Annotated in this window: 11 protein-coding genes; 2 read left to right on the forward strand and 9 right to left on the reverse strand. The window is 62.2% G+C overall.

The window, feature by feature from the left end; all coding sequences use genetic code 11:
* Positions 1-293 precede the first annotated feature (293 nt).
* Together AC07W0_RS01885 and AC07W0_RS01890 are read left to right on the forward strand one after the other, a co-directional pair.
* Complete coding sequence (locus AC07W0_RS01885; protein WP_102617121.1) at positions 294-1,622, forward strand: OprD family porin; 1,329 nt, start codon at positions 294-296, stop codon at positions 1,620-1,622.
* 86 nt (positions 1,623-1,708) lie between these two features.
* On the forward strand, positions 1,709-3,202 hold the full coding sequence (locus tag AC07W0_RS01890) for a sensor domain-containing diguanylate cyclase (RefSeq protein WP_046484587.1): 1,494 nt from the start codon (positions 1,709-1,711) through the stop codon (positions 3,200-3,202).
* Between the two features lie 95 nt (positions 3,203-3,297).
* On the opposite strand, the gene lpxC is transcribed toward AC07W0_RS01890, so the two are convergent.
* The 9 genes from lpxC to murD form a co-directional block, all read right to left on the reverse strand.
* The gene (gene lpxC, locus AC07W0_RS01895; RefSeq protein ID WP_003171886.1) at positions 3,298-4,209 is read right to left on the reverse strand and encodes a UDP-3-O-acyl-N-acetylglucosamine deacetylase; all 912 of its coding nucleotides are present in this window, start codon (positions 4,207-4,209) and stop codon (positions 3,298-3,300) included.
* 112 nt (positions 4,210-4,321) lie between these two features.
* Positions 4,322-5,527 carry a cell division protein FtsZ gene (gene ftsZ, locus AC07W0_RS01900; protein ID WP_017845922.1) on the reverse strand — a complete coding sequence of 402 codons (1,206 nt, stop codon included), beginning with the start codon at positions 5,525-5,527 and terminating at the stop codon, positions 4,322-4,324.
* 67 nt (positions 5,528-5,594) lie between these two features.
* On the reverse strand, positions 5,595-6,857 hold the full coding sequence (ftsA, locus tag AC07W0_RS01905; protein WP_017845923.1) for a cell division protein FtsA: 1,263 nt from the start codon (positions 6,855-6,857) through the stop codon (positions 5,595-5,597).
* 15 nt (positions 6,858-6,872) lie between these two features.
* On the reverse strand, positions 6,873-7,742 hold the full coding sequence (locus AC07W0_RS01910) for a cell division protein FtsQ/DivIB (RefSeq protein WP_026139894.1): 870 nt from the start codon (positions 7,740-7,742) through the stop codon (positions 6,873-6,875).
* A 3-nt stretch (positions 7,743-7,745) separates the two neighbouring features.
* Entirely contained in the window at positions 7,746-8,714 is a 969-nt protein-coding gene (locus AC07W0_RS01915; RefSeq protein ID WP_017845925.1) for a D-alanine--D-alanine ligase, read from the reverse strand.
* On the reverse strand, positions 8,711-10,171 hold the full coding sequence (gene murC, locus AC07W0_RS01920; RefSeq protein ID WP_046484593.1) for a UDP-N-acetylmuramate--L-alanine ligase: 1,461 nt from the start codon (positions 10,169-10,171) through the stop codon (positions 8,711-8,713). Before murC ends, AC07W0_RS01915 begins: the two co-directional genes overlap by 4 nt.
* Positions 10,164-11,234, reverse strand: a complete 1,071-nt coding sequence (gene murG, locus AC07W0_RS01925; RefSeq protein WP_102617122.1) for an undecaprenyldiphospho-muramoylpentapeptide beta-N-acetylglucosaminyltransferase — start codon at positions 11,232-11,234, stop codon at positions 10,164-10,166. Before murG ends, murC begins: the two co-directional genes overlap by 8 nt.
* Entirely contained in the window at positions 11,224-12,447 is a 1,224-nt protein-coding gene (ftsW, locus tag AC07W0_RS01930; RefSeq protein ID WP_017845928.1) for a putative lipid II flippase FtsW, read from the reverse strand. The genes murG and ftsW overlap by 11 nt, the downstream gene beginning before the upstream one ends.
* Positions 12,444-13,790 carry a UDP-N-acetylmuramoyl-L-alanine--D-glutamate ligase gene (gene murD / locus AC07W0_RS01935; protein WP_017845929.1) on the reverse strand — a complete coding sequence of 449 codons (1,347 nt, stop codon included), beginning with the start codon at positions 13,788-13,790 and terminating at the stop codon, positions 12,444-12,446. The genes ftsW and murD overlap by 4 nt, the downstream gene beginning before the upstream one ends.
* Positions 13,791-13,793 lie beyond the last annotated feature (3 nt).

Genomic DNA, 13,793 nt, shown 5'->3' on the forward strand with positions numbered 1-13,793 from the left:
CTCCCACATTGGCATGCGCTAAATCTCTGACTGTTGCGATTTGGGCAACAGTCATTATCTTGTTACACTCTGTATCGCAGCGCTCGCCTGCGTTAATTTGACGCATCGATGAGCGCGACGGCAAAGACAGCTGACCCGCTTACCCGAACTTCCCTCGACTTTTTTCCAGGGCTCTACACTGGGAATCTGTCTTAAAGCCGCTGACTTCAGCGGCTTTTTTTTTGCCGCAAAAAAGGCCAGGCACACACCCCCAGGACATTGGCCGTTTCCGTTTGACCAAAGGAGCTCCACCGGTGAAGAACTCGCTGACGTTCACCCCGTTATTCCTCGCGATTACAGCAACGATCGCCCCCCTTGCCCACGCAGCAGACACCACTCCCGCCGACGGTTTCGTCGAAGGCGCAAGCCTCAAGCTCAACGCCCGCAACTATTACATGAACCGCGACCGTCACGACATCCACACCGATGACAACAAAGAATGGGGCCAGGGCTTTCTCGGCATCTTCGAATCCGGCTACACCCAGGGCACCGTCGGTTTCGGCCTGGATGCCCACGCCATGCTCGGCCTCAAGCTCGACGGCGGTGGCGGCACCGACGGCTCCAGCATCCTCCCGTATGGCAACAGTCAAGGCAGCGGCAAGGCGCCGGGGTCGTTCTCCACCGCAGGCGGCACGTTGAAGATGCGCGCGTTCGACACGGAACTGAAAGCCGGCGACCTGTTCCTCAACAACCCGGTGATCGCCGGCGGCATGACCCGCATGCTGCCCCAGACCTTTCGCGGCGTAAGCCTGACCAACCACAGCCTCGACGGCTGGATGATCGAAGGCGGCCAGGCCAGCTTCACCAAGCTCTACAACCAGAGCGGCCACCAGCGCATCGGCACCAGCTACGGCACACTGCCGGAACACACCGACAGCCAGCACCTGGACTGGGCCGGTGTGTCGTTCAGCGGCGTGCCGGGACTGACCAGCAACCTGTACGCCGCCGAACTCAAGGATGTGTGGCACCAGTACTACTACGACCTGGACTACACCTACGCGCTGAACGACCTGGTCAGCCTCAACCCCGGCCTGCACTACTACCACACCCAAGACAGCGGCCAGTCGTTGCTGGGTAACATCGACAACAACACCTACAGCCTGCATTTCACCGTAGCCGTGGGCAGCCATAGCGTCACCGCCGCGTACCAGCGGGTCAACGGCAACACACCGTTCGACTACATCACCCAGGGCGACAGCGTGTACCTGGACAACTCCCAGCAATACTCGGACTTCAACGGCCCCAACGAGCGGTCGTGGAAGCTCAAGTACGCCTACGACTTCATAGGCCTCGGCATGCCGGGCCTGACCACTGCCGTGTCCTACAGCAGCGGTAAGACCGACCTGAGCAAAGTCGATCCCACCAGTCGGGGCTACAGCGCCTGGTACAGCGCCGACGGCCAGGACGCCAAGCACTGGGAACGAGACATCGACGTGAAATACGTGGTGCAGGGCGGCAAGGCCAAGGATCTGTCCCTGCGCCTGCAATGGGCGACCAACCGCGGCAGCAATGGCTACTCGGCGGTAGATCGGGATGTGGATGAATACCGGGTGATCGTCGACTATCCGATCAACGTGTTCTAAGCCGCCGCACTTTCTTTTCAACCAAACAATCAATTTTCATCGGGTAGAACTAAACTGCCAGCATCTTCACCGTTGAAGTCTGCCCGATGAGTCCACGCCCTTTTCGTACCCCACCTGAACGCGCAGAATTATTGTTGATGCTCGGCAGCGGCTTCACCGTCGCACTGATTGTGATTATCGTCGCAGTGCTGTTGATCCGCGAACACGCCAGCACCCTGCAGGCGGCGAAACGCTCAACCACCAACATCACCCAACTGATCAACGCCGATGTGCTGCGTAACGTCGAGCTATACGACCTCGCGCTGCAAGGGTTGATCGCCGCCACGCAACGCACGGATTTGTCCAAGGTATCGGGGGATATCCGGCATCTGGTGCAATTCGAGCTGTCGACGGCCGCGCCGTTCAAAGACCAAGTGCTGTTGCTGGACGCCAATGGCGCCGTCGTTGCTGACTCTTCGACGCTCAAGCCGACCTCGCGTAATTTGGCTGATCGCGACTACTTCCTCGTGCATAAAATCACCAACCAGAACGACCTGTTCATCAGCCGGCCGTTCATGATTCAGTGCCATTGCGAGCAAGTCTGGCGCATCGCGTTCAGCCGCCGCGTCACCGGCGCCAACGGCGAGTTCCTCGGGGTCGCGGTGGCCACCATGCGCCTGGCGTACTTCGATCAGTTGTTCAACAGCCTCGCCATCGGCAATAGCAGCTCGGTCAACCTGTTGAGCAGCCACGGCATTCTCCTGGCCCAGCAACCGCTGCTGGAGCGCGACATGATCAACAAGGACCTGAGTGATCGCCCCAACTTCAAGCGCATGTTGCGCGAAGGAAGCGGCAGCTTTCGGGCCATCTCGACCATCACCGACAAGGAACGCCTGTATACCTTCACCAATGTCGGCGAGCTACCGCTGATTGTGGTCGTGGCGCTGTCCAGTGAGGACGTGTTCGCGCCATGGAAGCGCGCGGCGACGCTGACCGGCGGCGCCACCGGCATCCTGTGTATCGGCCTGTTATGGCTGACCTGGATGCTGCGCCGGGAACTGCGCCGCCGTTTTCGCGCGGAGAAGGTGCTGTCAGAACTGGCAGCCACCGACGCGCTCACCGGCCTGGCCAACCGGCGCATTCTGGACCAACGCCTGCGCCTGGAATGGGACCGCGCCCAGCGCTCCGCCGAACCGCTGACGCTGTTGATGATTGACGTCGACCACTTCAAGGCATTCAACGACCGTCATGGCCATCACGGCGGCGATGAAGCGTTGCGCAACGTCGCCCAGGTGATCGGCGGCAACATCCGTCGCCCGGCCGACCTGGCCGCACGTTATGGCGGTGAAGAGTTTGCTGTGGTATTGCCGTCTACCGATATCAGGGGCGCATGGCTAATCGCCGAGCATATCCGCCGCGGCGTCGAGCACTTGCCACGGGTGGAAGGGGATGAACGGCCGATTACCGTGAGCATTGGCCTGAGTACGTGGGACAAGCGCAGTCGCATGTCCCTGGAGGACTTGCAGCTCAGTGCGGACCGCGCGCTGTATGAAGCCAAGCACAGTGGGCGCAATTGCATCGTGGAGGCAACGGCGCGATGACTGAGGCGAACAGGCCATTGTGGCTCGCTCGCCACGGGAAATAAAAAGGGCCACCCGAAGGCAGCCCTTAAAAACTAAAGAAAGAGAGTTGTTACTTACACCGCCGCAACGGGACGCATGTAAGAGATCGGTGCGGTGCTGGCATCTTCGAAGGTCACGACTTCCCAAGCATCTGTCTGCTCAATCAACTTGCGCAGCAACTGGTTGTTAAGGGCGTGGCCCGACTTGAAGCCTTTGAACTCGCCTATCAGGCTATTGCCCAGCAGGTAGAGGTCACCGATTGCATCGAGGATCTTGTGCTTCACGAATTCGTCTTCATAGCGAAGGCCGTCTTCGTTCAGTACACCATCCGCGTCGACCACAATGGCGTTTTCAACGCTGCCGCCGAGTGCGAGGTTGTGCTTGCGCAGGTACTCGATGTCACTCATGAAACCAAAGGTGCGGGCGCGGCTGACTTCTTTTACGAACGAAGTGCTGGAAAAATCCACGCTTGCGCTTTGGGTACGGTCGCGAAATACCGGGTGATCGAAATCGATCTCAAAGCTCACTTTAAAGCCTTCGAACGGGACGAAGGTGGCGCGCTTGTCGCCGTCTTCTACTGTCACTTCCCGCAGAATGCGAATGAACTTCTTGGCTGCGTCCTGTTCTTCCAGGCCGGCAGATTGAATCAAGAATACGAAGGGACCAGCGCTGCCATCCATGATGGGGACTTCGGACGCGGAGAGCTCGACGTAGGCGTTATCGATGCCCAGGCCAGCCATGGCCGAGAGCAAGTGCTCCACCGTGTCCACCTTGACGTCACCGTTGACCAATGTGGTCGACATCGTGGTTTCGCCGACGTTTTCCGCGCGAGCAGGAATCTGCACCACAGGGTCCAGGTCGGCACGAACAAACACGATGCCGGTGTCGACAGGTGCAGGTTTGAGGGTCAGGTATACCTTCTCCCCGGAGTGCAGACCTACACCTGTGGCACGAATAATATTCTTCAGGGTGCGTTGTTTAATCATGGCTTGGACCGCTTCAGCGCAAATTGCGAACTGGTATCAACAAAGGCTGGCGATAATAGCAGACCAGACCTTTGCTGAACACCAATCACCTTCATAGCCCTGATACATTCCATTAATCGGCCTGACGACGCAGGAATGCCGGGATGTCCAGGTAGTCCAGGTCATCTTGCGGATTCGGGCTACGGGACGCTGCAGCACCGGCCTGAGCCTGATTGCGCATCACGGTCGGACGGTCCAGATCACGGTAGTTCACCGACGGCAGTTCCTGACGCGCAGGCGCTGGAGCGGCAGCCGCTTGGCTGGCGTGGCTGTTGTGGCCGGTATGAACGGTATTGTCGATGACCTTTACAGGCTTCTCGATTTTTGCGCCCAGGCCGGTCGCGACCACGGTCACATGCAGTTCGTCGCGCATGTCCGGATCGATCACGGTCCCGACTTTGACCATCGCGTGCTCGGAAGCGAAGGCTTCGATGATGCTACCCACGTCGGAGTACTCACCCAGGGACAGGTCAGGACCGGCGGTGATGTTCACCAGGATGCCGCGTGCGCCTTGCAGGTTCACGTCTTCGAGCAACGGGTTGCGGATGGCCGCTTCGGTGGCTTCACGCGCACGGTTCGGACCGCTGGCGCAGCCAGTGCCCATCATCGCCATGCCCATTTCGCTCATCACGGTACGCACGTCGGCAAAGTCGACGTTGATCATGCCCGGGCGCTTGATGATGTCGGAGATACCGCGAACGGCACCGGCCAGTACATCGTCAGCCTTGGCGAACGCGGACAGCAGGCTCGCGTCCTTGCCCAGGATGGTCAGCAGCTTCTCGTTGGGGATGGTGATCAACGAGTCGACGCTTTCAGACAGCAGACGGATACCTTCGTCGGCGATCTGCATGCGCTTGCGGCCTTCGAACGGGAACGGACGGGTCACGACGGCGACCGTCAGAATCCCCATTTCCTTGGCCACTTCGGCGATGATCGGCGCTGCACCGGTACCGGTACCGCCGCCCATGCCGGTGGTGATGAACACCATGTTGGTGCCTTGCAGCACTTCGGCGATACGCTCGCGGTCTTCCAGCGCGGCTTGACGGCCGACTTCCGGGTTGGCGCCAGCGCCGAGGCCCTTGGTCACGGCGGTGCCCAATTGCAGGATGGTCCGCGCGCCGATGCTCTTCAGCGCCTGGGCATCAGTGTTGGCGCAGATGAATTCAACGCCTTCAATGTTGCTCTTGACCATATGGTTGACAGCGTTGCCGCCGCCACCGCCGACACCGATCACTTTGATGACCGGGCTTGCGGGGATGTTGTCTACGAGTTCGAACATTTTCCCTCTCCTTTCGTGTTCTCTAGTTTTTTCGCCTACTGCTTTTTTACGGTGTTGCGGTAAATCGTTAGAAATTGCCTTTGACCCAAGCCTGCAACCGTTCAAACAACGGTGCTTTCGCTTCGTCGTCGCCGCGGTAGCTGTCGCGGATGCTCGGCCCCGACAGGGAAATGCCGTCGGTCTGCTTTTGCAGCCCGTACAACAGCAAGCCCACACCGGTGGAATAAATCGGGTTGCGCACCACGTCGCCCAGGCCTTTGACGCCATGGGGCACGCCCAGGCGAACTGGCATGTGGAAGATCTCTTCGGCCAGTTCGACCGCGCCTTCCATCTTCGAGGTGCCACCGGTCAGCACGATGCCGGCCGGGATCAAATCTTCGTAGCCGCTGCGGCGCAGTTCCGCCTGGATCAGGGTGAACAGCTCGTCGTAACGCGGCTCGACCACTTCGGCCAAGGCCTGGCGCGACAGCTCGCGCGGTGGACGGTCGCCCACGCTCGGCACCTTGATGGTTTCACCGGCACCGGCCAGTTTGGCCAGGGCGCAGGCATAGCGGATCTTGATCTCTTCGGCGTACTGCGTCGGTGTGCGCAACGCCATGGCGATGTCGTTGGTGACCTGGTCGCCGGCAATCGGGATCACGGCGGTGTGACGGATCGCACCCTCGGTGAAGATCGCGATGTCGGTGGTGCCGCCGCCGATGTCGACCAGGCACACGCCCAGTTCTTTTTCGTCGTCGGTCAGTACCGAGTAGGCCGAAGCCAGTTGCTCGAGAATGATGTCGTCGATTTCCAGGCCGCAGCGACGCACGCACTTTTCAATGTTCTGTGCGGCATTGACCGCGCAGGTCACCACGTGGACCTTGGCTTCCAGGCGCACGCCTGACATGCCCAGGGGCTCGCGCACGCCTTCCTGGTTGTCGATCACGTAGTCCTGCGGCAGGGTGTGCAGCACGCGCTGGTCCGCCGGGATCGCCACGGCCTGGGCGGCGTCGAGTACGCGCTCAAGGTCGGCCGCGCTGACTTCGCGGTCGCGGATCGCCACGATGCCGTGGGAATTCAGGCTGCGGATGTGATTGCCCGCCACGCCTACGAACGCCGAGTGAATCCGGCAACCGGCCATCAGCTGCGCTTCTTCGATGGCGCGCTGGATCGATTGCACGGTGGACTCGATGTTCACCACCACGCCCTTCTTCAGGCCCCGGGACGGATGCGTGCCAATACCGACGATTTCGATCGTGCCGTCTTCCCCGACCTCGCCCACCAGCGCCACCACCTTGGAGGTGCCGATATCGAGACCGACGATCATTTTGCCGCTTTGCACGTTTGCCATGGGTCCTGCCTCTTCTTAATTCTTCGCGACAGCGGGTTGCGCTGCCGTGGGCGCAGCCGGTTCACGCCAGCCGACGGCAAGGCCGTTGGCGTAACGCAGGTCGACGCTCGCAATGTTCGTAATCTGTTCTTTCAAGGTCTTTTCATAGATGGCAATAAAGCGGCGCATCTTTTCCACCAAGCGGTCGCGTCCCAGCAACAACTCGATGCCCGGGCCGGAACTGCCTGCCCCGGTCGTCAAAAACCAGCTGCCCCGTTCACGCAATTCCAGGCGTGCAATGGAGAAGCCCAGCGGCCGCAGCATCTGGCTCAAGGCCTGGTACTGCTGCATCACTTGCTGCTGCGCCCGCTGCGGCCCGAACAGCTGCGGCAGGTGCTCGTAATTGGCCAGCTCACGCGGGGTGAACGCCTGGCCCTGGTTGTTCAACAGCGCCTCATCGCCCCAACGGGCCACGGGCAGTTGTTCTTCCAGGCGGATCGTCACCTGGTCCGGCCATACACGGCGGACTTCGGCGTGGGCGATCCACGGCATCTGCTCCAGCTCCCGGCGCATGCCGGCCAGGTCGATGGTGAAGAAGCTCGCCGCCAGGAACGGGCCAATGCGCTGCTGCACCGCTTGCTGGCTGATGTAGCTCAAGTCGCCCTGCACGCTGATCTTGGTGATCGGCCGGTCGGCATAAGGCAATAGACGCTGCGCGCCTTCGTAAGTGCCGAAACCCAACACCACCAGCAACACCGGCCAGAACAGCGCCTTGAGGAAACCAAAGTTGGCTTTCGGCAGGCGCGCCGACATCGGCTCTTTAGCCACCATTCGGCTGGCACCCCGTGGCACCGGCTTGCGGCCGGGTGCGGGTGGGGGCTGATGACGAAGCGATGCGCCTTTCATGTCTTAGCCTCGCTGCCTTTCTTCACCGGCAACGCTGGCCGCCAGGATCGCCAGCACCAACTGCTGGAAATCCAGGCCGGCTGCGCGCGCGGCCATAGGGACCAGGCTGTGGTCGGTCATGCCCGGTGCGGTGTTGACTTCCAGGAACCAGAAATTCCCTTGGTCATCCTGCATCACGTCTGCCCGCGCCCAACCGGCGATACCCAGCGCCTCACAGGCTTTCGCCGTGAGGTCCATCAATTCCTGTTCTTTGCTTGCGTCAAGGCCGCAGGGGATCCGGTACTGGGTATCGGAAGCCAGGTACTTGGCGTCGTAATCGTAAAAGGTGTGGGGCGTGCCCAAGGCGATGGGCGGCAATACCTGGCCACGCAGGGTGGCGATGGTGTACTCGGGACCTTGGATCCACTGTTCCACCAACACTTGCGAATCGTAGGTACTTGCCGCTTTCCATGCGTCGATCAATTCGGCGGCCGAGTTCACTTTAGCCATGCCGATACTGGAGCCTTCATGGGCAGGTTTGACGATCAAAGGCAGGCCCAGTTCCTTGGCTGCAGAAATACAATCGTCTTCGCTGCACAGCACACTGTGACGCGGGGTAGGAATTCCCAGGCTGTGCCACACCTGCTTGGTGCGCAACTTGTCCATGGCCAGCGCCGAGGCGAGGATGCCGCTGCCGGTGTAAGGAATCCCGGCGCACTCCAGCAGGCCTTGCATGCTGCCGTCTTCACCGCCACGGCCGTGCAGGATGATGAAGGCGCGGTCGATCTTCTCGGCCTGCAGGCGTGCGAGGAAGTCGTCGCCCACGTCGATCCCGAACGCATTCACGCCCGCGCTTTGCAGCGCTTCGAGCACGGCGTTGCCGGACTTGAGCGACACTTCACGCTCAGCGCTCTTACCGCCGAACAGCACGGCCACGCGGCCGAAGTCGGCAGGGGCGATGGTGGAGAACAGGGAGGCGTAGTTCGTGGTCATTTCGACTTCCCCTGTTCAGCAGCGAGCGCTTTTTTTACGAACAAGGAGCTCGCCAGCAATTTAGGCGCAAGGCCGCCGATATCACCGGCACCCTGGCACAGCAGGATGTCGCCGGCGCGCAGCAGCGGCTTGACGATCGGCGCCAGGTCCACACCGCGCTCGATGTAGATCGGGTCCAACTGGCCACGCTGACGGATGCTGTTGCACAGTTTGCGGCTGTCCGCCCCGGGGATCGGTTCTTCACCGGCCGGGTAGACTTCCATCAGCAGCAGCACGTTGGCATCGGCCAGTACATTGACGAAATCGTCATACAGGTCGCGGGTGCGGCTGTAGCGGTGCGGCTGGTAGACCATCACCAGGCGACGCTCCGGCCAACCACCGCGCACGGCCTTGATCACGGCGGCGACTTCGGTCGGGTGGTGACCGTAGTCGTCCACCAGCATCACCTCGCCACCTTCCACCGGCAGTTGCCCGTAGACCTGGAAGCGCCGGCCCACGCCGGCAAAGCCCGACAGGCCCTCGACAATGGCTTCATCGCTGACGCCTTCATCGGAGGCAATGCAGATGGTCGCCAGGGAATTGAGCACGTTGTGGTTGCCCGGCATGTTCACCGACACGTCCAGCGGTTCGCGGTCCGGGCGCAGCACGGTGAAGAACGTCTGCATGCCTTGCTGGCGCACATTGATCGCGCGCACGTCGGCGTCTTCGCTGAAGCCGTAGGTCACGGTCGGACGCTTGACCAGCGGCAGGATCTCGCGCACCACCGGGTCATCCAGGCACACCACCGCCAAACCGTAGAACGGCAGGTTATGCAGGAACTCGACGAAGGTTTTCTTCAACTTGTTGAAGTCGCCGTCGTAGGTCGCCATGTGGTCGGCGTCGATGTTGGTGACCACGGCCACCAGCGGTTGCAGGTGCAGGAAGCTGGCATCGCTTTCGTCGGCTTCGGCGATCAGGTAGCGGCTGGTGCCCAGTTGCGCATTGGTGCCAGCTGCATTCAGGCGGCCACCGATCACAAAGGTCGGGTCCAGGCCACCAGCGGCGAACACCGAGGCGATCAGGCTGGTGGTGGTGGTCTTGCCGTGGGTACCGGCGACGGCAATGCCATGGCGGTAGCGCATCAGCTCGGCCAGCATCTCGGCGCGGGGCACCACGGGAATGCGGCGCTCAAGGGCGCTGGCAACTTCCGGGTTTGAGGTGTTCACGGCGCTGGACACCACCAGCACGTCGGCCTCGACGGCGTTCTCGGCGCGGTGGCCGATGAAGATTTTCGCGCCGAAGGACTTCAGGCGCTCGGTAACCGGCGACTCTTTCAAGTCGGAGCCGGACACCTGGTAGCCCAGGTTCAGCAACACTTCGGCAATGCCACACATGCCCACACCGCCGATCCCGACGAAGTGGATACGACGGATGCGGCGCATTTCCGGTTGCGGCATGGCTTTCTGATTCTCAACCATGGGCCACCTCCAGGCAGATATCGACCACGGTGCGGGTTGCGTCAGGTTTGGCCAGGCGGCGTGCGGTACACGCCATGCTGTTGAGTCGTTCCGGTTGCATCAAAACCTCGGTCAGGCGTGCGGCCAAATCGGCGGCGCCAGTCGTTCTTTGCGGCAGTAGGAAGGCAGCGCCCTCCCCGGCCAAATATTCGGCGTTGCGGGTCTGGTGATCGTCGATCGCATGGGGCAAAGGCACCAGCAAGGACGGCAGACCGGCGGCGGCCAGTTCACTGACGGTCAGCGCACCAGCGCGACAGACCACCAGGTCGGCCCAGCCATAGGCTTGGGCCATGTCTTTGATGAAGGGCTGCACATCAGCCTCGACACCGGCCTCGCGATAACGCGTGGCGGTGACTTCATCGTGGTTCTTGCCGGCCTGGTGAAAGACCTGCGGGCGCACGTCCACCGGCAACTGCGCCAGCGCTTGCGGCAGCAATTTGTTCAGCGGCTCGGCGCCCAGGCTCCCGCCCAGGATCAGCAGGTGCGCCTTGCGCCCGACCAAGGGCTGCCGGGCAATGTCCATAAACAGCTCGGTGCGTACCGGGTTGCCGGTGGTGCGGCGTTTGTCCGAGGCGCCGAAGGTATTCGGGAACGCTTCGCACACCCGCGCCGCCAGCGGCACCAGCAAGCGGTTGGCGGTGCCGGCGACAGCGTTCTGCTCATGCACGATCACCGGCACGCCCGCGAGCCTCGCCGCGACGCCGCCGGGGCCGGTCACATAACCGCCGAAACCGAGCACACACACAGGCTGCAATTCACGGATGACCTTGCGCGCCTGCCACACCGCCTTGAGCAACACGAACGGTGCCTTGAGCAGCGACAGCTTGCCCTTGCCGCGCAGGCCCGTGACGTTGATCAGATGCAGCGGCAAGCCGGCGTTCGGCACCAGTTCGTTTTCGATGCCACGCGGCGTTCCCAGCCAATGCACGCTGTAGCCACGGCTCTGGAATTCGCGCGCACAGGCCAGGGCCGGGAACACGTGGCCCCCGGTGCCGCCCGCCATGATCAGCACGTTAGCGCCCATGGGTCGGCTCCTCGGCGAAGTCGCTTTCGCTGAACTCCATCTCTTCGCTGCCCAGGTGGGTTCGACTCTCCCACTCGATGCGCAGCAACAAGCCAAGACAGGCACAGCAGATCACCAACGAACTGCCGCCGTAACTGAGGAACGGCAAGGTCAGGCCCTTGGTCGGCAGCAGGCCGACGTTCACGCCGATATTGATCAGGAACTGGCCGATCCACAGGAACGACAAGCCATACGCCACATACGCAGCGAAATACTGTTTGGCCTTCTCGGCCCACAAGCCGATGTACATGCCGCGCACACACACGAACACGAACAATGCGACGGTACACAGCGAGCCGACCACGCCCAGCTCTTCGGCGAGCACCGAGAACACGAAGTCGGTGTGCGCTTCCGGCAGGTAGAATTGTTTCTGCACGCTGTTGCCCAGGCCCACGCCCAGCCACTCGCCACGACCGAAGGCGATCAGCGCCTGGGTCAACTGGTAGCCGGAGCCGAACTGGTCGGACCACGGGTCGGTAAAGGTGATCAGACGGGCCATCCGATAAGGTTGCGCCTGCACCAGCACGGTCACGGCAGCCACCGCCAGCACCACCATCAAGGTGAAGCGGAACAGCCCGACCCCGCCGAGGAACAGCATCGCCGCAGCGGCGCCCATCATCACGACGGTGGCCCCGAAGTCGGGTTCCATCAGCAACAGGCCGGCCATGGGCAGCAGCACGATGAACGGCTTGAAGAAGCCCATCCAGCTTTCACGCACTTCTTTCTGACGCCGCACCAGGTAGCCGGCGAGGTAGATCACCACGAACACCTTGGCGATTTCCGACGGCTGCACGTTGAACGCACCGAAGCCGATCCAGCGCATCGAACCGTTCACCTCGCGGCCGATGCCGGGCAGGATCACCATGATCAGCAAGCCAAACGCACCGATCAGCATCAGCCAGCCCAGACGCTGCCAGGTGGCGATGGGGATCATCATGGTGACGATGCACGCGCCGAGGCCGATCACCAGGTACACCAGGTGACGGATCATCATGTACAGGGTGTTGCCCGACTGCACGGCCGCCACTTCGGAGGACGCCGACGTGATCATCACCAGCCCAAGGCCCAGCAAAGCCAGGCAACCGGCGAGCATCGGGAAGTCGAGGTCGATGCCGCGCCCGGTAATGATCGGCGACGGGTACGGCTTGATGATGTTACGGAGGTTGAGATTCATGCCAAGGCCTCCACGGCGCGGGCGAACAGCTGGCCGCGCTCTTCGTAGTTCTTGAACATGTCGAAACTGGCGCACGCCGGCGACAGCAGCACCGCATCACCCGGCTGGGCCAGGGCTTTGCACTGGGCAATCGCGTCGTCGAGCGAGCTGGCGCGCACTTGCGGCACCGCATCACCGAGGGCGGCGGCGATCAAGTCGGCATCGCGGCCCATCAGCACCACGGCGCGGCAATGGGCGGCCACCGGCCCCTTGAGGTCCTTGAAGTCGGCGCCTTTGCCGTCGCCACCGGCGATCAGCAGCAGCTTGCCGTCGATATCGGCCCCCAGGCCTTCGATGGCGGCCAGGGCCGCACCGACGTTGGTGGCCTTGGAGTCGTTGTAATAGCTGACGCCATTCAGGTCGCGGACCCACTGGCAGCGATGCTCGAGGCCGCCGAAGGTGCGCAGGCTCGCGAGCATGGCATCGAACGGCAAGCCCACGGCATGCCCCAGCGCCAAGGCCGCGAGGGCGTTGGATTGGTTGTGGGCGCCACGGATTTTCAGCTCGCGCACCGGCATCAGGTTCTGGAATTCGAAGGCCAGGTATTTCTCGCCGTTCTCTTCACGGATACCGAAGGCCTTGAAGTCGGGTTTGCCCAGGCCGAAGGTCCAGCACGGCAGGCCCTCGCCCATCAGCGGACGGCTCAGGGCATCCTGGCGGTTGACCACCACTTGTTTGGCGCCGCGGAAGATCCGGTGCTTGGCCAGGTGATAGGCCGGCAGGCCGCTGTAGCGGTCCATGTGGTCTTCGCTGACGTTCAATACGGTGGCCACTTCAGCGCCCAGGTCGTGGGTGGTTTCCAGCTGGAAGCTCGACAGTTCCATCACGTACAGCTCGACGTCGTCGCTGAGCAGGTCCAGCGCCGGGGTGCCGAGGTTGCCGCCCACGGCCACGCGCTTGCCGGCCGCAGCCGCCATCTCGCCGACCAGGGTGGTCACGGTGCTTTTCGCGTTGGAACCGCTGATCGCGACGATCGGCGCCTTCGCGTTACGCGCGAACAGGTCGATATCGCCGGACAGCTTCACGCCACGCGCCGCTGCGGCTTGCAGGGCCGGTGTCGCCAGGGCCAGGCCGGGGCTCACGTAGAGCTCGTCGGCACGGCACAGAAACTCGACATCCAACTCGCCACAACGCACTTCCACGTGCGGGTAGTCACGGCGCAGCGTGACCAGCTCCGGTGGATTTTCCCGCGTATCGGCGACGGCAAACGACGTGCCCTGGTTCGCCAGGAAGCGAACCAGGGACATGCCGCTCTTGCCGAGGCCGACAACGATGCGGAAGTGGTCTGAAGCGATCAGGGACACTCG

The sequence above is a fragment of the Pseudomonas sp. GW704-F2 genome (assembly GCF_059423025.1).